At 64.8% G+C, this 25,133-nt stretch carries 21 protein-coding genes; 15 read left to right on the forward strand and 6 right to left on the reverse strand.

The features are described 5' to 3' along the window. Positions 1-48 precede the first annotated feature (48 nt). Complete coding sequence (locus ACGFK1_RS07575) at positions 49-1,689, reverse strand: acyl-CoA carboxylase subunit beta (RefSeq protein ID WP_393427613.1); 1,641 nt, start codon at positions 1,687-1,689, stop codon at positions 49-51. A gap of 45 nt (positions 1,690-1,734) precedes the next feature. Next, complete coding sequence (locus ACGFK1_RS07580; RefSeq protein ID WP_393427614.1) at positions 1,735-2,523, reverse strand: class I SAM-dependent methyltransferase; 789 nt, start codon at positions 2,521-2,523, stop codon at positions 1,735-1,737. Positions 2,524-3,121: 598 nt separating this feature from the next. Here ACGFK1_RS07580 and ACGFK1_RS07585 point away from each other — a divergent pair. The 3 genes from ACGFK1_RS07585 to ACGFK1_RS07595 are packed head-to-tail and all read left to right on the forward strand — an operon-like array spanning position 3,122 to position 6,080. After that, entirely contained in the window at positions 3,122-4,261 is a 1,140-nt protein-coding gene (locus tag ACGFK1_RS07585) for a glycosyltransferase (protein WP_393427615.1), read from the forward strand. A gap of 17 nt (positions 4,262-4,278) precedes the next feature. Then, positions 4,279-4,962 carry an acyltransferase gene (locus ACGFK1_RS07590; RefSeq protein ID WP_393427616.1) on the forward strand — a complete coding sequence of 228 codons (684 nt, stop codon included), beginning with the start codon at positions 4,279-4,281 and terminating at the stop codon, positions 4,960-4,962. Continuing rightward, the gene (locus ACGFK1_RS07595; protein ID WP_393427617.1) at positions 4,962-6,080 is read left to right on the forward strand and encodes a glycosyltransferase; all 1,119 of its coding nucleotides are present in this window, start codon (positions 4,962-4,964) and stop codon (positions 6,078-6,080) included. Before ACGFK1_RS07590 ends, ACGFK1_RS07595 begins: the two co-directional genes overlap by 1 nt. A 6-nt stretch (positions 6,081-6,086) precedes the next feature. Here the strand turns inward: ACGFK1_RS07595 and ACGFK1_RS07600 are convergent, their stop codons facing one another. After that, positions 6,087-6,770: a hypothetical protein gene (locus tag ACGFK1_RS07600; RefSeq protein WP_393427618.1), complete on the reverse strand. Its 684-nt coding sequence runs from the start codon at positions 6,768-6,770 to the stop codon at positions 6,087-6,089. 475 nt (positions 6,771-7,245) lie between these two features. Here ACGFK1_RS07600 and ACGFK1_RS07605 point away from each other — a divergent pair, with 475 nt between their 5' ends. After that, positions 7,246-8,349, forward strand: a complete 1,104-nt coding sequence (locus tag ACGFK1_RS07605) for a lipopolysaccharide biosynthesis protein (protein WP_393427619.1) — start codon at positions 7,246-7,248, stop codon at positions 8,347-8,349. Beyond that, positions 8,306-9,436: a glycosyltransferase gene (locus tag ACGFK1_RS07610; RefSeq protein WP_393427620.1), complete on the forward strand. Its 1,131-nt coding sequence runs from the start codon at positions 8,306-8,308 to the stop codon at positions 9,434-9,436. Before ACGFK1_RS07605 ends, ACGFK1_RS07610 begins: the two co-directional genes overlap by 44 nt. 3 nt (positions 9,437-9,439) lie before the next feature. Here the strand turns inward: ACGFK1_RS07610 and ACGFK1_RS07615 are convergent, their stop codons facing one another. The 3 genes from ACGFK1_RS07615 to ACGFK1_RS07625 all read right to left on the reverse strand — a co-directional run bounded on the left by ACGFK1_RS07615 (position 9,440) and on the right by ACGFK1_RS07625 (position 13,089). Continuing rightward, positions 9,440-10,015, reverse strand: coding sequence for an LGFP repeat-containing protein (locus tag ACGFK1_RS07615; RefSeq protein WP_393427621.1), 576 nt, complete (start codon positions 10,013-10,015; stop codon positions 9,440-9,442). Further along, positions 9,991-10,818 carry a cellulase family glycosylhydrolase gene (locus ACGFK1_RS07620; RefSeq protein ID WP_393427622.1) on the reverse strand — a complete coding sequence of 276 codons (828 nt, stop codon included), beginning with the start codon at positions 10,816-10,818 and terminating at the stop codon, positions 9,991-9,993. The genes ACGFK1_RS07615 and ACGFK1_RS07620 overlap by 25 nt, the downstream gene beginning before the upstream one ends. Positions 10,819-11,535: 717 nt before the next feature. Continuing rightward, positions 11,536-13,089: an O-antigen ligase family protein gene (locus ACGFK1_RS07625; protein ID WP_393427623.1), complete on the reverse strand. Its 1,554-nt coding sequence runs from the start codon at positions 13,087-13,089 to the stop codon at positions 11,536-11,538. Between the two features lie 39 nt (positions 13,090-13,128). Between ACGFK1_RS07625 and ACGFK1_RS07630 the strand changes: the two genes are divergently transcribed. From ACGFK1_RS07630 to ACGFK1_RS07675, 10 genes are all read left to right on the forward strand, one after another. Next, positions 13,129-14,652, forward strand: coding sequence for a Wzz/FepE/Etk N-terminal domain-containing protein (locus tag ACGFK1_RS07630; protein WP_393427624.1), 1,524 nt, complete (start codon positions 13,129-13,131; stop codon positions 14,650-14,652). A gap of 2 nt (positions 14,653-14,654) precedes the next feature. Continuing rightward, positions 14,655-15,899: a lipase family protein gene (locus ACGFK1_RS07635; RefSeq protein WP_393427625.1), complete on the forward strand. Its 1,245-nt coding sequence runs from the start codon at positions 14,655-14,657 to the stop codon at positions 15,897-15,899. Then, the gene (locus ACGFK1_RS07640) at positions 15,896-16,564 is read left to right on the forward strand and encodes a YveK family protein (protein ID WP_393427626.1); all 669 of its coding nucleotides are present in this window, start codon (positions 15,896-15,898) and stop codon (positions 16,562-16,564) included. The genes ACGFK1_RS07635 and ACGFK1_RS07640 overlap by 4 nt, the downstream gene beginning before the upstream one ends. After that, on the forward strand, positions 16,561-17,871 hold the full coding sequence (locus tag ACGFK1_RS07645) for a lipase family protein (RefSeq protein WP_393427627.1): 1,311 nt from the start codon (positions 16,561-16,563) through the stop codon (positions 17,869-17,871). Before ACGFK1_RS07640 ends, ACGFK1_RS07645 begins: the two co-directional genes overlap by 4 nt. Next, positions 17,868-19,130, forward strand: coding sequence for an acyltransferase family protein (locus ACGFK1_RS07650; protein ID WP_393427628.1), 1,263 nt, complete (start codon positions 17,868-17,870; stop codon positions 19,128-19,130). The genes ACGFK1_RS07645 and ACGFK1_RS07650 overlap by 4 nt, the downstream gene beginning before the upstream one ends. Next, the gene (locus ACGFK1_RS07655; protein ID WP_393427629.1) at positions 19,130-20,350 is read left to right on the forward strand and encodes a lipase family protein; all 1,221 of its coding nucleotides are present in this window, start codon (positions 19,130-19,132) and stop codon (positions 20,348-20,350) included. The genes ACGFK1_RS07650 and ACGFK1_RS07655 overlap by 1 nt, the downstream gene beginning before the upstream one ends. Further along, positions 20,337-21,221, forward strand: a complete 885-nt coding sequence (locus tag ACGFK1_RS07660; RefSeq protein WP_393427630.1) for a sialate O-acetylesterase — start codon at positions 20,337-20,339, stop codon at positions 21,219-21,221. The genes ACGFK1_RS07655 and ACGFK1_RS07660 overlap by 14 nt, the downstream gene beginning before the upstream one ends. Beyond that, a complete protein-coding gene (locus tag ACGFK1_RS07665; protein ID WP_393427631.1) occupies positions 21,208-21,822 on the forward strand; it encodes a YdcF family protein in 615 nt (204 codons plus the stop codon). The genes ACGFK1_RS07660 and ACGFK1_RS07665 overlap by 14 nt, the downstream gene beginning before the upstream one ends. Before the next feature lie 19 nt (positions 21,823-21,841). Beyond that, positions 21,842-23,242 (forward strand): alpha/beta hydrolase, encoded by a 1,401-nt coding sequence (locus tag ACGFK1_RS07670; RefSeq protein ID WP_393427632.1) that lies wholly within the window; start codon positions 21,842-21,844, stop codon positions 23,240-23,242. Between the two features lie 392 nt (positions 23,243-23,634). Next, entirely contained in the window at positions 23,635-25,125 is a 1,491-nt protein-coding gene (locus ACGFK1_RS07675; protein WP_393427633.1) for a sugar transferase, read from the forward strand. Positions 25,126-25,133 lie beyond the last annotated feature (8 nt).

Below are 25,133 nucleotides of genomic sequence, written 5' to 3' on the forward strand. Positions count from 1 at the left end.
TCTCGCTACGTTCGCTTCGCGAACTGCGCTCATCGCCGCTCGGGCGATTCACAGTGGAATGTTCCCGTGCTTCTTCGGCGGAATCTGAGTGATCTTGCGCTCCAACAGCCGCAGGGCCGTGGCGACGTAGCCACGGGTGTGCGAGGGCGGGATGACCGCGTCGACGTAACCACGCTCGGCAGCGATGTACGGGTTCACCAACGTGTCCTCGTAATCCTGCTGCAGTTGCAGGCGGAGCGCATCGACATCTTCGCCGTTCTTGGCGGCCTCCGTCAGCTGCTGGCGGTAGACGAACCCGACCGCACCCGAGGCGCCCATCACCGCGATCTGCGCCGTCGGCCACGCCACCACAACGTCGGCGCCCATGTCCTTGGAGCCCATCACGCAGTACGCGCCGCCGTAGGACTTGCGGGTGATGACGGTGACCTTGGCAACTGTCGCCTCGCCGTAGGCATACAGCAGCTTGGCGCCGCGCCGGATGATGCCGTTGTACTCCTGGTCGGTGCCCGGCAAGAAGCCCGGCACGTCCACAAGAAGCACGATCGGGATGTTGAAGCAGTCACAGGTGCGGATGAACCTGGCCGCCTTCTCGGAGGCGTTGATGTCCAGGCAACCGGCGAATTGGGTGGGCTGGTTCGCCACGACGCCGACGGTGCGGCCCTCGACTCGGCCGAAGCCGACGACGATGTTCGTGGCGTAGCCGGCCTGCACCTCGAGGAACTCGTCGTCGTCGAGGATGCGGGTGATCACCTCGTGCATGTCGTACGGCTGGTTCGGCGAATCCGGGATCAGCGTGTCGAGCTCGATGTCCTCGTCGGTCAAGTTCTCCTCGATGGCGCCGGCCGCAACGGCAGCCGGGTAGCGCGGGGGATCGGCGTAATTGTTGGACGGCAGGTAGCTCAGGAGGTCGCGAACGTAGTCGAACGCGTCCTGCTCACCCGAGGCGACATAATGTGCGGTGCCGGACTTGGCCATGTGGGTGTGCGCGCCGCCAAGCTCCTCCATGGTGACGTCCTCGCCGGTGACCGTCTTGATCACGTCGGGTCCGGTGATGAACATCTGGCTGGTCTGGTCGACCATGATCACGAAGTCGGTCAGCGCGGGGGAGTACACATGGCCACCCGCCGCGGCGCCCATGATCAGCGAGATCTGCGGGATCACTCCGGAAGCCAGAATGTTGTTGCGGAAGATCCGGCTGTACAGACCCAGCGAGACGACGCCCTCCTGGATGCGGGCGCCTGCACCGTCGTTGATGCCGATCAGTGGCCGGCCGGTCTTGATCGCGAGTTCCTGTACCTTCACGATCTTCTCGCCGTACACCTCGCCGAGGCTGCCGCCGAAGACCGTCGCGTCCTGGCTGAAGATGCAAACCTCGCGGCCGTCGATGGTGCCGTAACCGGTCACCACACCGTCACCGAGCGGCCGCTTCTCCTGCAACCCGAAGTTGGTGCTGCGGTGCCGCGCCAGCGCATCGAGCTCCACGAACGAGTCCTCGTCCAGCAGCGCCAGGATGCGTTCGCGCGCGGTCAGCTTGCCCTTTGCGTGCGTCTTCTCGACGGCGGCTTCACCGACCGGGTGCAAGGTCTCTTCGGTCCGCCTGCGCAGATCGGCCAGCTTGCCCGCGGTCGTGTGGATATCGATCTCGTGCTCGGCGGCCGCCTCAGACGCCTGCTCGGAAACGCTCGTCATGGTGGTCGATGGTATCGGCCGCCATAGCGAACGGTCGCAACCGGCTTAGCCTGACGCTTTCCTGACCGCCTCGGCGGTCGCCGGTACTCCCCCGGATTCGTACCCGACGTGCGGCTTCCGCAGGATGGCCACCATGAAGCTGGCCATATACGGGACCGGGTGACGGTGCAGCAGCTTCGTCTTCTGCAGCTCGAGCGCGTGCAACGGGGGGATGCGCCGGTAGTAGCCGTGGCCGAACGTGGCGTTGATCCGCTCGACCTCGAAACCGACGCTCTCGTAGCGCTTAGCTGTGCGTTTGGACGGGCCCAGGCACCAGCGGTAGTACGCCGGAAATTTCTGCTGCTTGGGATCGGCGATTCGGGTCGGTTGGAACAACCGGACCAGGGCGTGCGCCTGCCTCTCCGGGATCAGGTGGTTCACCATGATCGGCAGGCTGTGCAGCGTCGGGAAGAAGTGCACGGAAAGCCCACCGGGCCGCAGCAATTTGAAGCAATTCTCGTGAAATGTGACCGGGTCGGGCAAATGCTCGCACAGCATCTTCGAGAAAACGAGGTCGTACTGGTTATGGCCCTCCACGATCGGTTGGCAAAGGTCTGCCACCTTCGTTTCGACTCGGCCTTCACCTTTTGCCAGTTCGATGGCGGATATGTCGAGCACCACGCGCTGCTGGAGAAAGTCCCATTTCGAATCCGCGACGATCGGGTTTGCGCCGCCACCGAGCTCGGCGACCGCCTTGGTGCCCTCGCGCCTTGCCAGGTCGACAAGTAGGTCCTCGTACCCGTTCCACAGCTCGTCGACATCCATGTAGACGAGTTTGCTACGGGGCATGCCCATGTGTGCATCTCCAAAAGGTTGTGGTGCCGGTGGCGATTGAATTGTCGATCCTCGGAAGTTGCCGGCAAACGAAATATCGCGGAAAGACTACCGGACCCAACCTACAAGTAGCCGCCCGCTGGCTGCAAGAACCCCGGCGAACTGCGCGCTTGCCAGCTAACGCCCTCGCCTCGAGCCAAGGAAGCGATCCACTTGACGTTCGGGGCTCGGCGCGGGCAACCAGGGCCAACCGTCAAACGCTTGCCGTCGCGCGGGAAATTTACCCGACCCGCCGGTTGGTCGCAACCGCGCAACGAACTTGCTGCAGCGCACCGAAACGGATTGTCAACTCGATGTTCTTTGCCGCCGGGTGTTCGCTATCCGGATAGCGGTACGTCCGGAATTCTGCCACCCATGCCGACCCGGTTCGGGCTCGCGTGACATCGCCGGCGGTGTGGAAATCGCAGACAACGCCCTTTGCCTGGATTTGCCGCCGCGATGTTTGGCCTCGGTTGTTGAGTACGGTACGTTTGCAGTCCTGATGGAATCGGCGGGCATGGACGCCAGTCCGAGCGATTCGAGTCCGTTGTCAGCGCAGCCTTTCGAGGGGATTACCAGCGTGCAACCAGATCGCAGGTACGACGGTGTCGACGGCCCGAAGGTGGCGATTGCTCACGACTACCTCACCCAACTCGGCGGGGCGGAAAAGATGGTCCTGTCGATGAGCCGCGCCTTCCCGAACGCGCCGATCTATACGTTGCTGTACGACCCGGCGTTGACGTATCCGGAGTTTGCCGAACGCAATATTCGGGTGTCCGCCGCCAACAAGATCGGACCGCTGCGTAAACACCACCGAGTCGGCCTTCCGGTCTGGCCGCTTGTCGCGCAGTCGATGTTCGTCGACGCCGACGTGGTTCTCACCAGCAGTAGCGGTTGGGCGCACGGCTTCCGCACCCGGGGCCGCAAGCTCGTCTACTGCTACTCGCCCGCACGCTGGCTGTACCTACCGGACAAGTACCTCGGCGAGGACGCGGGCCTGGCCAAGCGGGTCGGGCTGGCCGCTACCTCCCCGTATTTGAAGGCGTGGGATCGTCGCCAGGCGCGCGCCGCCGACAAGTACCTGGCGATCTCGACGCTCATCAAGGGCCGCATCAGCGACGCCTACGGCATCGACTCCGACGTGGTCTTCGGCCCCGCGGAAATGTCGAATCTCGCTGAGGCCGAGAGGATCCCAGCGCTGCAAGGCACCGGCTCCGAGAAGGGCGGCTTTTACCTGTGCGTGTCGCGGCTGTTGCCTTACAAGAACGTCGACGTGGTGATACGCGCGTTCGCCGACACCGACCGCCAATTGGTCGTGGTCGGTCGAGGGCCGGAGGCCGAACGTCTACGCAGTATCAAGACCGAGAACGTGCACATGCTCTCCGATCTGACCGACGGCCAGATCTCCTGGTTGTACGAAAACTGTCGGGCGCTGATCGCGGCCAGCTATGAGGACTTCGGTCTGACGCCGATCGAGGCCGGTATGCGCGGGCGACCGACGGTCGCGGTGCGCTGGGGCGGATTCCTGGACACCGTCGACGAAGGGCTGTCCGGCATCTACTTCGACGAGCCGGAACCAGGCTCCATCGCCGCGGCGCTCGACCGCTTCGAACAGATGGAGTTCGATCCGGACAAGATCCGCCGCCACGTCGAGCAGTTCGATGAGGAGCACTTCGCCAGGCGCCTCTATGCCGAGGTGGACAAGTTGGCCGAAAGCTGAAAGGAGGAGCAGCACGCATGTGGAGAGAACCGCAGAAGCCGGACCCCGACGACATCGCCCGTAAGCTCGAGCTCGCTCCCGATCTGAAGGTCGTCCCAGGGCCGACTTGGGTGCTGTCCGAAGACGGCGAATCGTTGGTCAGCTACAAGATGCAGGATCTGAGTCTGCCTCGTAAGGCGCGCAACCGGATCGCCACGCTGCTGTACAACATGTTCGTCACCTACATCCCTTCTCACACCGTGCGATTGGGATTCCTGCGCCTGATGGGTGCTCGGATCGGTAAGGGCTCGTCGATCATGCGGACGACGACCATCCTCGATCCCGAGTTCCTGCGGATCGGCGAGAACAGCACCGTCGGTATGCGCTGTCTCATCGACGCGCGGGCGAGCGTGTGGATCGGCGACAACGTGACGTTGGCCAGCGACGTGCACATCGTCGGCGGCGGCCACGACATCAACCATCCCGACTTCCTGCCGGTCCCCGGCATCCCGACAGTCATCTGCGACTACGTCTGGATCGCCAGCAGGGCAATGACTTTGCCGTGCATCCTCGGCCGCGGTGCGGTGGTGGCCGCGCACTCGCTGGTCACCAAGGACGTCGGCGAGTGCGAGGTCGTCGGCGGTGTGCCCGCGAAGGTGATCGGGAAGCGGGACCCGGATGCGCTCAGATACAGCGCGGGCTACCGGCCGCTGTTTCACTGATGGTTGTTGACCTCAAAGACTACCGACTGGTCTTCGTTGCGCCCGCGCGCGGCAAGACCGCCGTCGGAGACTACTCGGAGGACTTCCTCACCGGAGTGCGACAGCATTTCGGTGAGGTGGCCGAAATCCGCTGTGGCTCACCGGGTGACGACGGCATAGCCGACGCCAGGCGCGCCCGCAAGGCCGTCAGGAACCACGTTGCCGCTGCCCCGCACGGAAGGGTGTTGGTGCACGCCGAGTTGGCGGCAGGCGGGTTCGTGCCGTTCTGGTCGGTCGTCGGCCTGCGCGGCGTACCGGTGACCGCGACCATTCACGATCCGCCACAAGGGGTTTGGTGGCCGTGGTCGCCGACCTTCATGCACCGAAGCCGACTGGTCTTTCACGGCCTGCACTTCACGACGCAGAAGATCACGACCGCGCTGGAAGGCCGGGTGTACACCGACCGGACATTGATCGCGCTGACCGAGACCGGCAGACGGTCGATCGAGCAGAGATACCCGCAGCTGACCGCCGTGCACATCCCGCATATCGTGCGGGACAGGCCCACTATCCGGCCTGCTCAGGAGCGGCCGAAAGCGATCGGATTCTTCGGACATGTCTACCGCGGCAAAGGATTCGAGCAGATCGAAGGCATTCGTCGTCAACTAGCCGACGACGTCGCAATCCGGGTCGCCGGTCGCGGCACCGAAACACTGCCCCGCGAGCACGGCATCGAGATTCTCGGCGCCGTCGACGGCCTGGAGGAAGACGCATTCTTCGAATCCGTCCGCGCCATCGTGGTGCCCTATGGCAAGCGACACTGGCAGGACGTGACCTATCCGGCGTCCGGCGTGGTGGCGCATGCCATGGCATACCGCACGCCGATAGTCACGACCGGCTACGGTTCTTTGGCCGAACTCGACACGAAGGCCGGAGCAGTGGTCGTCCCTGTCGACCATGATCAACCAGACGCCGTGGCGACGGAACTGGCGCGCGCGATCACCGAACTGGTCAACGACAAGGCGCGTTTGACAGAGTTGGGCGAGTACTCCGAAAAGACCCGCCAGGACCGCTCGGCGCCACGTACCGCCGAGGAGTTCGCGGCGGTCTGGTCGCGAATTCTGGCGCAGCCCAGCTGAATTCCGCTATTCGGGGTCGATCTCGTATTTGCGGATCGCGGCCTCCAGCTGATCGGAGCTGAACTCCTTGAGTGATGTGATGACCGCCATCCGGCCACCGATGAGGCGCTCGATGTTCGCGAACTCACCGACCACGTTGTAGTGGGGTCGGTCGCCGTAGTCGTCCATCGCGATGGTCCAGCCGCGCTCGTTCTGCAGCATGCGGATCGCCTTCAACACGCACGCGACCCGAAAGCGACCGTCGACCAGGACGAAATCAGGAGTCCGCCCACCGTCCAGGCATTCTGGCGGCGGATCGGAATAACGTCGGAACTTTTCCAGCCTGCTCGGCGATGGAGCACGCAGGCCGATCGGCCTGCCCCAGTGTCCGGTCAACCCGATGTCTGCGTAGCGGTATGTCTGGCCCGTCGGCTGCGCGAGCCCCGCGTCGGCGATCTTCTTGCGAACGCTTTTCAGGAAGTAGGGGTCGGAGTCGACCGCGATGAATTCGACCCCGTGTTTCGCGGCCAAATACGTCGACCCGCCGGTTCCGTATTCGAGATAACGCTTCGACCCGGTGAGGGTCTCGAGGAAAAATGCGAGTCCTTCGTCGCCCTTACCGTCGGTGCCGTAAAAAAACGGACTATCGGGGACGGGGAAGTCCGTGACCCGCTGCAGAACCAGAAATTTCAGGGTTCCAGCAATACTCACGCGTTACTCCTGCAAGAAGGCGAACGACTGTCGGCACAGCCTACTCGATGGCCGCAACGAGCGCGTTCACCGGCCGGGTGATGGCCCGGCGCAGGGACGATCGTCGACTCGGCCGATCACGACCCCCCGCGAAACGCGCACCTGCGACGACCCCCGGATGGTGCGCGAGGTATCTTCCAGCAACGTCACTGAGCATACCTGGCCAGCGCAGATGACCTTGTCCGGAGTGCCTGGCTTGTCACCATGACGAGTTTGCGGTTCCATCTAGTGCGGAAAATAATCCACAATCGCGGACCACGGATGAAAAGTCGGCCGCCATCGTTACTCAAAGGGATTGTCAGCGTGATATCAGCCTGTACTGAAGGGTCCTGAGCTGTCCACGCCAGAAGCGGGCACCCGCCGTTCCGTCAAAACACTGATCTCACTGCTGTTCGTCTACGGCGGACGGGCCGCGGGCCTGTTGTGGACGCTCGCGATGATCCACCAACTCGGCATCAGCTCCTACGGCCTGTACAGCTTGGGCTTCGCGGTCACCTCGGTGCTGGGCCAGACCCTGAACAACCCGTACGTGGTGCGCGCCGCAAGGGAACCGGAAGAGGACTTCGTCAGGGAGCGCGCCAGCCGCTATCTGCTCGGTCTCGCGCTGATGGTGGTCGCTCAGGTGTTCATGCCCATCAACTACATCCTGTGGTTTGGCATCCTCGCCGCTGGCGGTGAGTTGTGCGTCGGCGCCTATAAGGCGCGGGCGCTGCGTGAAGGAGACCCGCACCGCACCTCCCGGATCGATACCAGCAGGCAGGTCGGCAGCGTCGTCGCGGGCTGCGGCTACCTGTTCGGCACGAACTTGCTGTCACTTGGTGAACCGACGCTGCTCGGCGCGAGCATCGCCTACTGCGTGCCGTACGTGGTGGTCGCGGTGCTGGCCGGGATCACGGTTCGCGGCCACCGCCCCCAATGGCCGGGGCCGATCCGGACGATATTGGTGCTGTCCGGTGAGATGCTCGGCACCGCCGCCTTCCTTCAAGGCGACGTCCTGCTGCTGGGGTGGCTGACCGATACCACGGTCGTCGGGTATTACAACCTGACGTGGGTGCTCGCCTCGGCCATCGGCTACGTCGGCCAGGCGTTCGGCGCGACATACACTCAGCCACTGCGGGACAGCGGCGGCGACGTGAAGACCGGGCCGCCGCTGAAGCTCACGGTCGCAATAGGATTCGCGGGTGGATTGATCGTTCTGATCACAGGGATCGTGCTGTTGTTCACGCCGGTTCCGCGACAGCTCGCGATCGCCATGATCGTCATGTCGGCGTACGCTACGTTCCGCACGATCATCATGGTGTTCACCTTCATCCTGTACGCCCAGCGGCGAGACGTGATCCGGCTTACCTCTGTGATCGGTCTGGTACCCGTCAAATTCGGCATCCTGGCGGCGCTGGCGTCGTCGTTGGGCGCGGTCGGTGCCGCGATCGCCACCTCGGTGAGCGACTTCCTCCTGCTGGTGATCTTCACCGTCGCGATCTACGGGGGGAGGTTGAATGCCAAGGGCGACGTTCCTGCTGTCGAAAGACCCGCTGACTGAGCGGGCCGGTGATGTCGAACTCGGCCTGCTGATGATGCAGCTTGCCGCCGACTCCTATGACGTGTCGGCGGTGTGCCTGTCTGCCGAAGTGGGTCCGGCGCAACTGCCCGGCGGTATCCCGGTGACCCGGATCGCCAAGCCGAAGATCAGCCCCGCGCCCCTGCTGTCCGGCGCAATTCGTCGGCGGCGCAGCCTGGTTCACGTTCGGTTCGACACCGCTACGCTGGTGGCGGCCATCGAGGCGACCGATTCAGACGTGTACGTCGCCGAACACAGCTACATGGCGGAATCGTTCCTGCGTAGCAACAAGTTCGGCCAACAGCCGCTGATCGTCAACACCAATGTCAGCGAGGCTCTGGTGTGGCGGGCTACCCGCGGCACGCTCGGCAGGCTGGAGGCGCCGCGATTGCGGCGAGACGAAGTTCGCGTCGCCCGCGCGGCGAATGCCGTTGGCACATACGACGAACCAGAGGCCGAGTTCTATCGAGCCAACGGCGTGCCCGGTGCCCGCTGGCTCGATCTGACGTTGCCACCGGTGCGGCAGGTCGACGTCTCGGCGTCGCCGCGCCGGCTGGTGTTCATGGGGCTGCGCGACTGGCCGCCGAACCAAGAAGCGTTTCTGTACGCGCTGCGGTTGTGGCCGCGGATCGCCACAGGCATCCCTGACGCGGAGTTGTGCGTGATCGGGAAGAAGAAGCCGGGCGCCGCCGACCCGGTGTACCCGGACGGGGTCCGCGATCTCGGCTTCGTGGACGATCTTCCCGAGTTCCTTGGCACCTGCCGCGCGATGCTGGCACCGATCAAGACCGGCGGCGGTGTCCGGGTGAAGATTCTCGACTCGCTGCGGCTGGGTTTGCCGGTCGTGGGCACCACCGCGGCGATCGGCGACCTGGGACCGTTGTTCGGCCTGAAGAACTTCGACGACGACGACGGTTTCGTCGACGAGTGCCGCCGCTATCTGCTCGACCAGCAGGCCGCCGTCGCGGCGGGCAACCGCGTGTACGAGATCAACCGGCGGCGTTGGGAAGAGCGTCGGCCGCACCGAGCCGTGCACGCGCTGCTACGCGCCGACGCAGTCACCACCTGATCACTACGTGAGCACCACCTTGACGCCGGCGAACGGTGCCCAGGTGATGTAGCCGTGCTCGAAATCCATTCTGGCGGTTCCGCTTTGGGGTGAATACTTATCGCTGGTGGCCAACCCCAGCTGGACTACATACGCCGCAGCCATCTGACCGTCCAACCAGTGCGCGCCGGTGGCGGGTGACCACCACGCCCTGATGCCGTTCTCGAATTGCTGCATACCGGTGCTGAACTGGGTGGTCGGCGCCACCTTCTTGGGCAGCATCAACTGGGCGATTTGGCTCGGCGAGGCGATGAACGACCCGGCCTTCGGCGTTTCGTAGAGGGTGCTCACCGAACGTATCTGCGCCCATATCGTCGGAGTCGCCCGGAAGACCGGGCTGAGTACCTCGCCGAGATCGGGGCTGGTTTGTTTGCCGAACCTGGTGAACTCCAACGACTTTCCCGGTGCGAACAGCATGATCTGCTGGGCAGGTTTCGGTGTCCAGTCCGAGCGATAGACGCCGAAGGTGTCCTGCGCGTCGGCGCTGCCCGTGGCCCGATCGCGGGTCGTGTAGATCAACAGCGGCCCGGTGTAGGGCATCTCCTGCCATTTGAGCAGAATGTCTTTGATGAATGCGCCTTGATCGGCTTCGCTGACCTTGGACGTCGGTTCGCCGTATTCGGTGCACAGATCTTCTTGGCGCTGTCGCCATTGGCGACCATCGCCTGGCGCATGCCGATCAGCTGGTTGACCGGTGAATTGGCCAGCGGAACGCCGTCGGAGAACTTCAGCGTGTAGTGGTAAGGGTGAAATGACAGCGCGTCGAAGAAGTTCTTCGCACCCGCGCCGTACATCTCGGTCACGAATCGCACCGGATTGACTGTGGCACTGCCGAAATCGATGACCGCCCCGAGTACGCCGCCGATGATCGTGGCGGACGGGTCAATTGCCTTGATTTTCGGATAGGCGGCCTTGAGGAGGTCGGTGTAGCCGACCGGATCCGGTGCCGGGGTGTAGAAGGTGATGGCGTTGGGCTCATTCCACACCTCGTAAGCGGCGATCTTTCCCCGGTAGCGCTGCGCGACCTTCGTGGCGAAATCGGCGTAGACCTCAGGGGACGCGGGGCGACCGCTCAGCGGCCGGCCGCCGGGCGCCACCGCCCACGCCGGAGTCGAGTTGATGAAGCCCATCACGGACAGGTTCTTCGCCACCGCGGCGTTGACGACCTTGTCGACGTTGGCCCAGTTCAACGTGCCGCCGCGGACGGGTTCGATGCCTGCCCACGGGATCATCACGCGTACGGTGTCGATCTTCGTCAGCGCCCATTTGGCCGCCGTTTTGTCGACGTCGGTCTGGGTCATCCCGTAGGTGTCGGCGTCCGCGAATCCAATTGTTGTGGGCAACGGATTAATTGCGGCAGCGTCAATTACCTGCACCAGGCGTGGCTTTTGCCGCGGCATAACTGCGGTGATCGCAATAACGCAGACCATCGCAATGGCGACGGCGATAGCGGCCGTAAAGAAAGTGCGGTGAGGTCCCCGATATTGCGTGCGCGGCACGGCTGTCTCCGAGTGTCGTGGTGGCAAGGCTTGCGGGATTCCGATCTTGATCCACGGTTAGTTTGATTGATGGACCAGCGGTTTCATCGGCAGGCGGCGATTGCGCGTGTCGAAAAACACGACATCACCAAGCACTCAGGTTGCCGTGGCGCACCGAGCGGATTTGCAGCAAACTCCACGGGTCGACGGCAACTAGGGGCTCGCGGGTGGTTCCGTGAGTGGTAGCCGGGCGTGGCCTCGTGCGAATCGGAGCGAACACCGGATCGAACACCAAAGGTGCGCGCTTGTTACTCCAGTCGCAACCAGCTAATTGCCGCCTGTTTCAGGGAGAGCACCGATGGCCGGCCGCAAGCGGCTCAACGAAGGATGCCCGCCACCTTCCGCGGCGGCCGAAACCCGATGACGGTGCGCTTCAAGCCGGTCGGTACGCCCGGAACGGATGCGCCGGCCTACCGCGCCGCCATCACGCCCGATCCGTCACGCAACCCCCGATTCCGGGCCGCGGCGTGCCGACGCTCGCCATTCGCTAATGGCGGGAGGGAGGCGCGAAATCGTTGCGGCTTATCGAATGGCTGGCGCTGGCTGCGCCATCGTGCTGACGTCGGGCGGGACCGCGATTTCGGCGGTTGGCGAGTCGTGTTTGGCCAGTCGTCTGGATTCGTCGACGTAGACCATAAACGCCAGGAACATCGAGAACTGCAGCGCCATCACCGGCATGTCGACAACCGACTGCGCCAAATTCATGTAGACGACGGCGATACCGATGAAAACGCCGCCGAATACGGCATTCGGCAGCGAATCCGAACGCATGGCGCGGTATCCCAGCACGCAGCCGATGACGAGTACCGCAACGAAGATCAGACCCGTGATGATGCCGCCGCGGTACACGGTGAGAAGCGGTGCATTGGATACGTAATTGAGACTCTGCGCGGCCTGTCCGCTGCGGAATTCGGGCCGGTCCCAGCCGAGTCCGAATACCCAATGACCTGATAACTGATGGGGGAAATTGTGCAGGGCGGCCACCCGGTCCGAACGCCCCTTGTCATCACTGGCGAACGATGCCAGCACGCGGTCCCTGATCATCGGGGTGAGGAACACCGCCGCGATGCCAAGAAGGACCGCGCCGATCGCCAGCTGCCGGTCGCGGGCCCGCATGCTGTGGAACAGGAACACCAACAGCAACCCCGCCGCGACGCTGAACAAGGTGGCCCTACTCAACGTGAGCAACATGGCGGCGGACAGGATCACGGCCAACAACACCCGCACCCAGCCGCGGAACAGGACGAGGGCCAACAGCAGCGCGATGGTCAGACAGAAGCCCGCGCTGTTGGGCAGCACCCACGTGCCGCCCAGCCGGATGGTCTTCCCCACCACACCGGACCCTTCGTCGGAGTAGACGTAGAGCGCGGTGTTCTGGCGCAGCTCGGCGCCGACGCCGTAGCCGAAGATCTTCAGGGGTTTCAGCAGGCGTTGTTGCTGGTCGATGGTGGACATCGCGATGCCTGCGAGCGCATTGAGCGTTGCTGAGACCACGAAGATCCGGCCGAATCGGGCCAGGTTCTCCCGGGACAGGCGCAGCAAGCCGATGATCAACAGCGAGGCGATCGCCCATCGGGTGAATGACATCAGGCTGAATAGCGTGACTCCTGTGGCAATCACTGAAACGCCCGCCGCGAGAATCAACAGCAAAACCGCAATTTCGAGTCTGGTGAGCGCGCTTCGCTCGGTGGTATGAATGAGCGCGGCCAGCAGCACCCCTGCGGCGAACAGCAAATACATTGGCACGTGAACGCCGGGCAGGTAACCGAACGGAATTGCGCCCATCACCACGGCCAGGCCCCAAAACAGCCACAGCGGATGCCGCAAACCGATGTACACCCCTACGACGAATGCGAGGAGGGCCAGCAGTCCGAAGGTCGCCAGCCTGCCGCCAGTGATGACCGCAAAGACCCCCAGCGGGACTACAGCAACAGTTGCGACGGCTAACATATATTTGCCGAGCGGATTCCAGCGGGGCTTCACGAGGTCTATGGTGTCAGGTCGAACGACATGACACCAGCTTGCCCCGAAGACTTCACAGACTCTTCGGGCGGCACAACCGGATACCCTAGACATTGTTTGCCGAGTTTTTCGAAAGGGCTGATCTTGGAGATCATGGATTACCTGCGCATATTTCGCAGGTACTGGTGGCTGGTAGTGGTCCTGACGATCGTCGGCGCGGCCGGCGGCTATGTGACGACGCTTTTCCTGACACCCGAATATCAGTCCACTGCTCGGCTGTTCGTGGCAACGCAGAATGGGACTTCTGTCACAGAGGCGTACCAGAACAATCTTTTTTCCCAAGAACGGGTGAATTCATATGCTGGGTTGGCCACCAGCGAACAGGTGGCGGCGCGAGCGGTCGACCAGCTGAAGGCGCCCATTTCCCCTGAAGAACTCCGCAGCAAGATTCTCGCGGCCCCAGAAGGCAAAACCGTCCTGCTGGACGTCGCCGTCAGCGACCCCAATCCCGCCCAGGCCCAGACCTACGCAAACGCCGTTGCCGATCAGCTCGTCGGACTGGTCAGCGAACTGGAAACCTCGCGCCGCGGTGGCAGCCCTGCCGCGGGTGTCGTCGTCGTCGACGAGGCCAGCTACCCGACCGAAGCCACCGGACTCGGCTTCTGGACGATGATCGGCCTTGGCGCGGCCGCCGGTCTGGTGGTGGGGATCATCGCCGCGGTGCTGTGGGGCGTATTCGACAAGCGGCTGCGCGGCCGCGATTCCGTCGAGGGCACAACGGGCACCAACCTGATCGGCGCGCTGCCAGAGGATTCCACGCGGCCCAGGGTCGAGGTGGTCGACCTGGACGGTAACGGGCTGTACGCCGAGCGGATCCGTGAGCTGCGCACCAACCTTCGGTTCGCCGTGCCGGCGGGCGGCAGCGCTCCGGCCCGCACCGTGGCCGTGACCAGCCCCTCCAGCGGAGAAGGCCGGACCACCACGGCGATCGACCTGGCGGCCGCGCTGGCCGAATCCGGCCGGTCGGTGGTTCTGGTGGAAGGCGACCTGCGCAACTCGACACTTGCCGATCGTCTGACGCTGGACCCGCACGCCAGGATGGGCGCCGCCGAGCGCGGGGTCAGCACCGTGCTTTCTGGTGAGCACGCGTTGCCGCAGGCGCTGATCGGCGAGGTACCGGTTGGCGCGCATGCCATCGCGCTGCTGCCCGCCGGGCCCAAGCCGCCGCGGCCTGGCGAGTTGTGGGCCAACGACCGCGCCGGCGCACTGTTCGAAGACCTCTCACGCGGCTTCGACTATGTGGTTGTCGACACGCCGCCACTGAACACCTACGCAGACGGGGCCAATGTCGGCGCGTTGTGCGACGGAGTCCTCGTGCTGTCGCGCATCGGCCGCACCACCAGTTCGGCATTGCGACAGGCGATTCAGGCGCTCAAGGCCGCCAACGTCAAGATCCTCGGGCCGGTCGTCACCTTCGACCGCATCGGCATGCTCAGCAAGCGCCAGCACCGCAAGCAGGTCGAGCACGACGCTGCGGGCAACGGCAATCCACACACCGAGTCGTCGAGCGGCGGGAACGAGAGCTCGGATGACACCGCGGTGATCGGGACGCAAGAGGGTCAGCTGGTCGGGTCCGGCGGCCAGCAGCGTCCCAGAGCCAGGCACGGAAGCGATTGATCGTGCGGTTGCGGCGTGTCGTGGCCGTTGCCGGCGCGATGTCGATCCTGGCTGGCTGCGCTCCGAGTCCACCGGCGCCGCCGCCCCATTACGACCGTCCACAACGGTCGGTCGTGCCGCCGTTCGCAGGTGCGGCCGAGTTGCCCGCGCCGAACATGGCAGACGACGGCCCAGGATCGTTGGTCGACGTTAAGCCGTACACGAGCAGCGTGGTGTTTCAGACCGCCAACGCAACGGCGGTGCGGGTGGTGTACCGCTCGACGTCGAGCACGGGCGACGAAACCCAGGTCTCTGGAATCGTCGCGGTGCCTGCGGGTGAACCGCCCAAAACCGGATGGCCGGTCGTGTCGTTCGGGCATTCCCTTACGGGGCTGGACATGAAGTGCGCGCCGTCGATGGCGAAGGAACTCGGCGGCTACTCCTCGGCGATGGTGACGTTGCTCAACCGCGGCTATGTGGTGGTGATGTCGGACTACCAGGGCCTCGGCATCAAGGGCCAGGACCACGACGCAACCGACTGGATCACGCTGGGCAACAACATGATCGACGCGGTTCGCGCGGCCCGCCGAGTGTCGCCCGACACCAGTGCGAACTGGGCCGCCGACGGTAGCGGCCAGGGCGGTCTTGCCGCATGGGCAGCCGCACAGCGGGCGCGCGCCTACGGGACCGGGCTCAACATGGTTGGCGCCGTTGTGCTTTCACCGTTCGCCGACCTCTCGCCGCTGGTGGACATCGCGAACAAGGGCGCATTGAGCAACATGCAGGAGCGGCTGATGATGGTGCTGCTGCAGAACGCGGCGGTGCACAGCCCCGGCTTCGACCTCGACCAATACCGGTCGGGCATCGCGAAGGACAACTGGGATGTGCTGACCGACTGTGCCCCCACCGATCCGAATGCGGCGCAGAAGATCGCCTCCCAGGTCAAGGCCGACGACCTTCGTCCGCGGGACGATGCGGCGGCCGATGCGTTGCGCAACCTGCTGAGCGCCGCCGCGTTGCCGGGCAACACCGCGCCCGCGGTGGCGCCGGTGCTTGTCGTCTATGCCACCGACGACACCCTGGTGCCGCAGGCCGGCGTCGCACGGGCGCTGAAGAGCGCATGCGCCAAGGGTGATCAGGTGGTGGTGATGAAGCAGATCGGCGACACCTCGACGACGAACTATCAGATCATCCAGACGTCGCTGAGCTGGCTGACCAACCGCTTCAACGGGGTGAAGCCGACCGACGTCTGCGTGGGCGCCTCATGAAGGCACCCGCCCGGGTGCCGTTGGTGCGCGACTACCTCCGGATGCTGCGCAACGGCTGGATTGTGATCCTGTGTGCGACGGCGCTGTCGGTGGGCGCGGGCTGGCTGGCGTGGGAGACTTCGACTCCGGTGTACAGGTCCACCGCCAAGGTGTTCGCGACGACGAAGGGCAGCGCGACACCGGTGGATGCCTACTACGGGCATCTCAACTCGGTCTCGCGGACCTTGACGATCCAAAGCCTCGCCCGCAGCCCGCAGGTCACCATGCGCACCATCAATCAGCTGGACCTCGATGCGACACCGAGCGATCTGGCCAGTCGCATCACCGTCGTGGTGACCAATTCCGCGCTGATGGACATCATGGTGACCGGCGGCGATCCGGGTCTGACCCGGCGCACCGCGAACGCGGTGGCGGCCAACCTCATGCAGCTGACGCGTGAGATCGGCGGCATCGACACCTCCAACGTGGACCTGACATTGGTGGACAGCGGCAGCGCACCGGAGCGAGTAGGTTCGATGTGGCAGTTCATGTTCCATGCGGGTGCGTTGGGCCTCGCTGTGAGCGCGGTGCTGGTGCTCGGCTACGGGCTGGTGAGAAACAAACTACTTGGCAAAGATCACGTCGGCCGCGTCGTCGACGAGGCTGTCGCGGGAAGGGATGCATGAACCGCGCTCCGTTCGGAACCGCACTGGCGTGCCTGGCCCTGCTGACCGGCATCGCCGTCTCCGGCTGCGGCAAGGACCAGGCGCCGCAGCAGGAACCCTCGGCGGCTCAGGGCATGCACCTGAATGCCGACTACAGCGGCGCAGGCCAGGAGCCCGGCGCGCTGTCGGATGCCACCACACTGCCGACGATCGACCGCAGGCTGCGCGCCGCGACCTCGCTGGCGGCCCGCATCGAGTACACCTCGACGTCGGGCATCACCGGGGGCACCGAACAGGTGTCGGGCTCCGTTTTCGTGCCGCCGGGCAAGCCGCCGGAGGACGGCTGGCCGATCGTCGCATACGCGCACTCGACCACCGGCATCGAACCCGAATGCGCGCCGTCGCTGTCGCCGACACTGCTGAAGTCGTCGACCATCGTCACGACGTTGGTGAAGGCAGGCTTCATCGTGACCATGCCGGATTACCAGGGGCTCGGGCTGGACAAGACGTACCACCCCTATCTGGATGCCACCACGGCAGGCTACAACGTGATCGACGCGGTGCGGGCAACGCGCAAGCTGGTCCCTGAGGCGTCGAATCGCTGGGTGGCTCTTGGCCTTTCGCAGGGCGGGCAAGCGACCTGGGCGGCCAACGAGCTGGCCGCCAACTACAACGGCGGGCTCGCCCTTGTCGGCACCGTCAGCCTGTCTCCACCGGCCGACATCACCGGTTTCGCCGACGCGGCCGCCGCCGGCCAGCTCACCCCTGAGCAGGCGCCCGCGTTGCCGCTGATCCTGTCGTGGTTGAAGAAGGCTCATCCCGATCTCAACCTCGACGACTACCGGCGCGGCGTTGTCGCCGACAAGTGGGACACACTGCTGGCATGCTCGGGGCCGAAAGCCGCCGAGCGCGACAAGGTGACCGATCAGATCACGGCCGATGATCTGCGACCCAGTTCGCCTGAGGCGGCGGACACCTTGCGTGGTCATCTGCAGAAGATGAGCTTGCCGCAAGGACCGACCGCGGCGCCGATGCTGGTGATCTACGGCGGCAAGGACAACCTGGTGCCGTCGTCGTGGACCGATCGCGCGCTCACCGCGGCGTGTGGCATGGGCGATGTCATCGACATCCTGACGCAGCCCGACAAGGGGCACACCGACATCGATGTGTCCTCGGCGTTCGGCTGGATCAACGACCGCTTCCGTGGGGAGCCCGCGCCGAACAGTTGCACGTCGTTCACCGCCGCACAGCGCTTGGGTGCGACCGCCGAACAGGGGCTTGGTGACGGAGGTGCCGACGAAGCAGATTCCGGGGAGCCCCCGGCGTGACGGTCGAGCCGAGACCGGTCACCGACGCGAAGTCCGCCACGCGGTCGGACGTAGGCGCTCGGATCATCGGACTGGACGGAGCGCGTGGGCTTTCCGCCATCGGGGTGGCGGTCATGCACGTCGCGGGCAACTTCTCCCCGCATGCCGCGGCGACCACCAAGATCACGCTTGTCGGCACGAGCCTGATCTTCTTCTACGTGCTCAGCGGCTTTCTGTTGTTTCTGCCTTACGTCCGTCGCCTGACCGAAGACCCTTCTGGCGCAACCATTCCCAGCACGCGTAACTTTGCGATCCATCGGATTGCCCGCATCGTGCCCGGCTACCTGGCGATCTTCTTGCTGTGCAACTACGTCTTTCAGGTCGTCTACGTCGACAACCCCGCGCTGCAGCCGATCGGCACCGACAAGGGCACGGGCATGATCACCGACCCGTGGCAGCTGCTGGCGAACCTCACGTTGGTGCAGACCTACATTCCCAAGTACGCGCTCACCGGCCTCAACCCGTCTTGGTCGCTGACCCTGGAGTTCGCGTTCTATGCGTCGCTGCCGCTGCTGGGCTATCTACTCTTCGCCACCCGGAAGCGTTCTTCGATGCGGCCGATGCGGATCGCGCTCATCGCCCCTCTCATCCTGATCGCCATCGGGTTCATCGGAAAGGCGGTGGCACCGCTGGTCGTCACACATTTCGGAATCACCGATCCCGAACTCATTCAGTGGGGCCCCAACTGGGCAGCGGTATACATGCGCAGCTTTCTGGCCAACGCGGACAACTTCGCATTCGGCATGCTGGCCGCGATGCTCATGGTGGCGATGGAACAACGCACGGTCGGTGAGCGGATCAGCCGTCGAGTGCAGGGATATTCGGCCATCGGTATCGTGGTCGCGCTGGTGGGCTCGCTGGTGTTGATCGCGGCCGGAAATCTGTTCGGACTCAGCGGAATAGCGCTTGCGTCCGCCTTGGCGATCATGGTGATTGTCGCGCCGCTGGCGCGAGGCGAGCGGTCGGGCCTTGGGGAGGCACTCGAGCAAGCGCCATTCAGGTACGTCGGAAAGGTTTCGCTGTCGCTGTACCTGTTGCACTTTCCGGTCATGTTGATGATGTACCGGTTCGGCCTGTTGGCGGGGGACTCGATGTTGGGCATGTGCGCCAACATCGGGCTGGTGCTGGCCGTGACGATGGTGGTGTCCACGCTCACGTACTACGCCGTTGAACAACCCGCGATGAACTTCGCGAGGCGTTACCGGTATCGGTGGCGCTGATGCGCAGGCTGGTCGTCACCCTCGCAGTGAGCCTCGGGGTAGCTCTCGTCGCCGCATCCGTCGTCGTGGCATGGGTATTCGGTCCCGACATCGTGAATCACTTCAAGGGGGCGTCGGCGGAGTCGTCCCAGATCGCGACGGCGCACATCGGCGGCACGGAACCGGGTTCGTTGGTCAGCGCGACGACGATGCCCGAACTCGACAAGGACAAGGACAGCGCGTTGTGGACGTCTGCGCGCGTGCTGTATCACTCCACCAGCGGTGACACGGGGCAGTCGACGGTGGTGTCCGGATCGGTGTACGTGCCGAAGACCCCTGCGCCGCCGGGGGGTTGGCCCGTGGTTGCCTTCGGACACGGCACCACTGGGATCGACGAACCGTGTGCGCCGTCGCTGTCGCCGACGCTGCTCAACATGACGGTCTGGGTCACGTCACTGATCAAGAAGGGTTACGCGGTCGCGTTCACCGACTACCAGGGCCTCGGTGCGCCGGGGGTGCATCCGTACACCGACGCCAAGACCGAGGGGCTCAACGTCATCGACTCCGTGCGTGCCCTGCGAAACACTTTCCCCGACGTCTCCAACCGCTGGGCCGCCTTCGGTGGATCACAAGGTGGCGGTGCGGTGTGGGCCGCCGACGAGCAAGCCGCCTCGTACGCACCGGAACTCGACCTCGTCGGTGTCGTCGCGATGTCACCGGCCGCCGATGTCAGCGGAATCGTCGACAAGGCGATGTCTCAGACGTTGACCGCCGATCAAGCGCCCGCGTGGTTCCCGCTGGTCGAGGTGCTGGCACGACTGCACCCTGACTTCAATCGCGACGACTACCGCAGTGGCGCCGCGGCAAAGTACTGGGACATCTTGACGTCATGTTCAGGCCCGAAGTCGTTGGACCGCAACGCCGCGGCGGCGGAGTTGAAAGACTCCGACTTCATGCCCCGCACACCGGAGGCGGCCGACAAGATGCGAACGCTGCTCGAGCGATGGGCGCTGCCACAGCAACGGGTCACCGCGCCGCTGTCGGTTCTGTACGGCGGCCAGGACACCCTGATCGACCCGCAGTGGACCACCGACGCGATCAACCGGGCCTGTGTGCTCGGCGGCCCCATCGTGTGGGACCTGCAGCCGGACAAGAACCACGGCAACGTCGATATCAGTACTCAATTCGATTGGCTTGCCGATCGATTCGCTGGGAAGCCGGTGGTCAGTGAGTGCCCGTAGGAACCCCGACGGTGACGCCCTGCTGTGGCGGCGCGCGCTGATGGAGGCCAAGTCGGCTGTCAAGCGAAGGCTGGCGCCTGCGGGCACACCTGTCGACCCGCCGCCGACGCCTTATCTCATCGTCCCGGTGCTCGGCCAGTCCAACGCCGTCGGCATGGGTCTCGGACTCGACCTCGACGGCCTCGACCGTCCCGATCCTCGGGTGCACCAGTGGGCGATGTGCGGGCCGTCGAAGGGCAATGCGGTGCTGGCTGTCGATCCGCTCCTGCACGAAACCCCTGCCGGTGGTGTGGGATTCGGGGTCACCTTCGCCAAAAACCTGGCCGCGGAGACAGGACGGGCGGTGCTGTTGATCCCTGGCGCCCGCGGCGACACCTCGTTCACGCCCAAGAACGGCTGGACGTGGGATCCGGCCGACATGCGCACCCGCAGGAATCTGTACCGCGACGCCGTCGCCGCGATCGACGCGGCGCTGGCCCGCCATCCCGGCAGCACCGTCGCCGCGGTCCTGTGGCACCAAGGCGAAACCGACGTACCGCTGATGGCGGCGCAGGAGTACCAGACCAAGCTCGACTCCGTCATCGACGATCTGCGCGCCCGCTACGGTGCGGAACTGCCCTTCCTGGTCGGCCAGATGGTGCCAGAGGAAATGGAACTGAGCGGCAAGGACTACGGGCCGATCAACGCCGTCCACGCCGACACCCCGAACCGGCGGTCGCGTACGGCGTTCCTATCCGGCACACGTTCGTCGATCAACGGCGGAACCGATCGGCACTACAACGCCGCGGGTCAACGTGCAATGGGCCGGGCGATGTGGCTGGCTTTCCGCTCGATCGCAGTCGATGACCTTGCCGACTATGGCGCGCGGTGACCTGCGGCGCGCAGCCGTCGTGATTGCCGCCATCGTCGTTGCGCTCGCGGTGCTGATGGGGGTGTCCGGCATGGCGGTGTTCACCAACGCGAAGGTCGATCAGTTGCAGAGAGCGGACGCGGTGGTGGTGCTCGGCGGCGAACACGACGGGCGTGAGGACTACGGCATCGAGCTGGCGCGCGGCGGTTGGGCGCCGACCGTGGTGATCTCAGATGCGTATGCAAAGGATGATCCGGTGATGGACCGGGTGTGCAAGCCCCAGCCTGCGATCGAGGTGATCTGTGCGCGTGCGCCGCAGATGAATACGCGGGGTGAGGCACAGATGGTGCACCGGTTGGCCGCCAAGCGGTCGTGGAAGAAGATCATCGTCGTCACGTGGCGCTACCACCTGCCGCGGGCGCGGCTGATTTTCCGGCAGTGCTTTTCCCCCGATCCGGACGCGGTTGTGATGCAAGCGGTGCCGCGGCGATACGACTACTCCCTGGCGCGTTGGCAATTCATCTACGCGTATCAATACGCCGCGTTCGCGAAGGCGGCGGCGATGGGCGACTGCCGAGCCGTCGACCGGACCCCGTCGTCGTCGGATCGGGCCGAAATATGACGCGGGTACGGTAGCGGGCATGCCCCATTCGGAACCGATGGCGCTCGCCCCCATCTCGTTGTTGAACGGGTGGGCGCCGTTGGCGATGCAGGCCATTGCCGCCGTGGTGCTTGTCTACGCCGTGGGCTGGCGGACGCGGCGGTGGCGGCTGATCTGGCTGCCGGCGGCGTTGGCGGTCGGGTTGATCGCGGCGGCGCTGACCTATTGGTACATCCAGTGGTCGGACCTGTCGAGCGGGCGGTTGGCGCCGTACTACTTCTGGATCTGGGTCGTGCTCGGCGGTGTCGCCCTAGCGGTGCTGTTCCTCGGTTGGCGCGATACGAACTGGTGGCGACGCGGTGCATCGCTGCTGGCGCTGCCGCTGTGCCTGCTGTGCGTGGCGCTTGCCCTGAACATGTGGACCGGTTACGTGCCGACGCTGCAGACCGCGTACGACCAACTGGCAGGTAAGCCGGTGGCCGGGCAGACCGACGCCGCAGGCGTGAAGGCGATTCAGGACAACGGCGGCATTCCTGACAAGGGCACGGTGACGACGGTGACCATCCCCGACGCCGGCTCCGGATTCAAACACCGCGACGAGGTGGTCTATCTGCCGCCCGCCTGGTACGCCAGCAATCCGCCGCCCAAGCTGCCGGTGGTGATGATGATCGGCGGCGTGATCGGCCGCCCGGGGGACTGGTTGCGGGCGGGCGATGCGCAGAAAACCCTCGATGACTTCGCCGCCAAGCACGGCGGCAACGCGCCGGTAGTGGTGTTCGTCGACGTCCTCGGCGCCTTCCTGAACGACACCGAGTGCGTCAACAGCCAGCGTGGCAACGCTGCCGACCATCTGACGAAAGACGTTGTGCCGTACATGATTTCGAAGTTCGGCGTGAGCGCCGATCCGGCCAACTGGGGCGTCGCAGGCTTTTCGATGGGCGGCACGTGCGCGGTGACGCTTGCGATGAAGTACCCGGAGTTGTTCAGCGCATTCGTCGACATCGGCGGAGATCTGTTCCCGCGTGACGGCGGCGGCAGAGATGAGACGATCGCACGGCTTTTCAACGGTGATGAACAGGCCTTCACCTCCTGGGAGCCGGCCAGTGTGATCCAGGCACATGGTCCGTACGCGTCGACTGCCGGATGGTTCGTCGTGGGTGAGCAGGTCCCGAACATGTACCGGCCCCCGGATCCGAACCCGGGCACGGTACCGTCGCCGGACCCGCCGAAGAGCCCGAGCGACCACGCCGGGGCGGCGCAGTATTTGTGCGAACTGGCCAGTGACTTCGGCGTCGAGTGCGCGGTGGTGTCGGACCCCGGCAAGCATGACTGGCCGTCGGCCGCCAGTGCATTTCCGATCGCGCTTCCCTGGCTGGCAGGTCGGCTCGGCACACCTGACGTGCCCGCGGTGCCGATGCCGGGCGCCCCCGGGTCGTCGTAGGAAGCGACAGATCCCTTCCGGCGTTAGACGCATCGGGTCCACCGGACTCGATGACGGCTCCCAGCGATCACACAGCGCAAGGTTTCCTGTAATGAAATTTGGCTGCCGGCCGATACAACACGTGTCGCTGGGCAATGAAATTATCGACCGCCGCTACCGCTTCGTAATACGGATCGGCACGCGCTATTATTGGCTCGCCTGACGGCCGCCGGAGATTATCTTGGCCGATCAAAACGCCGCAACAGGCAATGCAGCCATCCGAGGGAAAGTGATTGACCAGCGTCTTTTGTGGTTCGCCCAGCGAACTCTTGACAGTAGTGCAATAGTTAACCGGTGGCCGCTATGATCTGCCTCGGCTACCGATTCTTAGCAAACGGAAGGTGCGCACTGCTGTGACCGCGGTTGAGACGTTTCTCGCGCCTGCCGAGTCGCCGGCGGCGGATGTCACCTCGGCATCCCAAACGAACTGGCAAAGGCGGTACCGAGTCTCTCTGATCGTCACCGACGTCGTCGTGGTGGCGATCGCCCTCGTCTGTGGCCAGATGGTGCGTCTCGGCCAACCGTTCACCGAGTTCGATTTGGCGATGGCCTACTACACGTTGGCCTCGCTGATCGTCGGCACCATCTGGCTGACGCTGCTGGCGGCTTACCGCACCCGGTCACCACGGATCATCGGCGCCGGAGTGGAGGAGTACCGGCGTGTCTTCTCCGCGACGCTTGCCACAGTCGGCGTCATCGCGGTCGGTTTGATGATTTTCCGTCCGGAGTACGCGCGCGGATATCTCGCCGTTGCCCTTCCGCTGGGCCTGTTCGCTCTGCTGCTCGGCCGCAGCCTGTGCAGGCGTGCCCTGGCCACGCAGCGGCGCAGGGGCAAGGCGTTGATCTCGGTGCTCGCCGTCGGTGACCCCCGCGCGGTCCGCAGCCTGGTGCAATGCCTGTCGCGCGAGGTCTGCTACGGCTATTCCGTGATCGGTGTGTGCCTGACCGGCCGGGGTACCGGAGGGACGATCGAAATCCCCGGCGCGGGCACGCTGCCGGTGCTCGGCGACGAGAACGACGTCGAGCGCGCCATCCTCGAGACCGGCGCCGATACCGTCGCCTTGACCGCCACCGAGCACCTCGGCCCCGAAGGCATCCGCGAGTTGTCTTGGCAGCTGGACAAACTCGGCGTCGACCTGGTGGTGTCACCGGGCGTCGTCGACGTGGCGGGCCCGCGGTTGACCATGCAACCGGTGTCGGGACTGCCTCTGATACACGTGGAGAAGCCGCAGTACAGCGGCACCAAGCGGTTGCAGAAGCGCGCCTTCGACATCTGCGTGTCGCTGACCGTGCTCGCGGGCGCGCTGCCCGTGATGCTGCTCGCCGCGATCGCGATCAAGCTGACCAGCAGGGGACCGGTGTTCTACCGCTCGGAGCGGATCGGCCTCGACGGCAAGCCGTTCCAGATGATCAAGTTCCGCACCATGGTCGACGGCGCCGACAAGCAGATCGATACGTTGGAGGCGCTCAATGAGAGTGCCGGCGGCGTGCTGTTCAAGATTCGCCAGGATCCACGGGTCACCAAGGTGGGCCGGGTGCTGCGCCGCTACAGCATCGACGAACTGCCCCAGTTCTTCAACGTGCTTCGCCGCGACATGAGCGTGGTCGGGCCGCGGCCGCCACTGCGCCGCGAGGTCGACACGTACGACTACCAAGTGCGTCGCCGCCTGCTCGTGCTGCCAGGCATCACCGGTTTGTGGCAGGTCAGCGGTCGCTCCGACCTGTCCTGGGAGGACTCGGTCCGGCTGGACCTGTCGTATGTGGAGAACTGGTCGATCGCCAACGACCTGCTGATCGCGACCAAGACGGTGCGCACCGTGTTCGCCGGGACCGGCGCCTACTGACCGACCGG

The sequence above is a fragment of the Mycobacterium sp. NPDC048908 genome, assembly GCF_043197955.1.
In the GTDB taxonomy this organism is placed as follows: domain Bacteria; phylum Actinomycetota; class Actinomycetes; order Mycobacteriales; family Mycobacteriaceae; genus Mycobacterium.

Bases quoted from the DNA above. Each gene is read 5' to 3' on its own strand.
- ACGFK1_RS07625 (WP_393427623.1), bottom strand. From the start codon at position 13,089: ATGTCTAGGGTATCCGGTTGTGCCGCCCGAAGAGTCTGTGAAGTCTTC.
- ACGFK1_RS07665 (WP_393427631.1), top strand. From the start codon at position 21,208: ATGGCGCGCGGTGACCTGCGGCGCGCAGCCGTCGTGATTGCCGCCATC.
- ACGFK1_RS07640 (WP_393427626.1), top strand. From the start codon at position 15,896: ATGAAGGCACCCGCCCGGGTGCCGTTGGTGCGCGACTACCTCCGGATG.
- ACGFK1_RS07670 (WP_393427632.1), top strand. From the start codon at position 21,842: ATGCCCCATTCGGAACCGATGGCGCTCGCCCCCATCTCGTTGTTGAAC.
- ACGFK1_RS07645 (WP_393427627.1), top strand. From the start codon at position 16,561: ATGAACCGCGCTCCGTTCGGAACCGCACTGGCGTGCCTGGCCCTGCTG.
- ACGFK1_RS07630 (WP_393427624.1), top strand. From the start codon at position 13,129: ATGGATTACCTGCGCATATTTCGCAGGTACTGGTGGCTGGTAGTGGTC.
- ACGFK1_RS07575 (WP_393427613.1), bottom strand. From the start codon at position 1,689: ATGACGAGCGTTTCCGAGCAGGCGTCTGAGGCGGCCGCCGAGCACGAG.
- ACGFK1_RS07595 (WP_393427617.1), top strand. From the start codon at position 4,962: ATGGTTGTTGACCTCAAAGACTACCGACTGGTCTTCGTTGCGCCCGCG.
- ACGFK1_RS07590 (WP_393427616.1), top strand. From the start codon at position 4,279: ATGTGGAGAGAACCGCAGAAGCCGGACCCCGACGACATCGCCCGTAAG.
- ACGFK1_RS07605 (WP_393427619.1), top strand. From the start codon at position 7,246: ATGATCCACCAACTCGGCATCAGCTCCTACGGCCTGTACAGCTTGGGC.
- ACGFK1_RS07655 (WP_393427629.1), top strand. From the start codon at position 19,130: ATGCGCAGGCTGGTCGTCACCCTCGCAGTGAGCCTCGGGGTAGCTCTC.
- ACGFK1_RS07580 (WP_393427614.1), bottom strand. From the start codon at position 2,523: ATGGGCATGCCCCGTAGCAAACTCGTCTACATGGATGTCGACGAGCTG.
- ACGFK1_RS07610 (WP_393427620.1), top strand. From the start codon at position 8,306: ATGCCAAGGGCGACGTTCCTGCTGTCGAAAGACCCGCTGACTGAGCGG.
- ACGFK1_RS07615 (WP_393427621.1), bottom strand. From the start codon at position 10,015: ATGCCCTACACCGGGCCGCTGTTGATCTACACGACCCGCGATCGGGCC.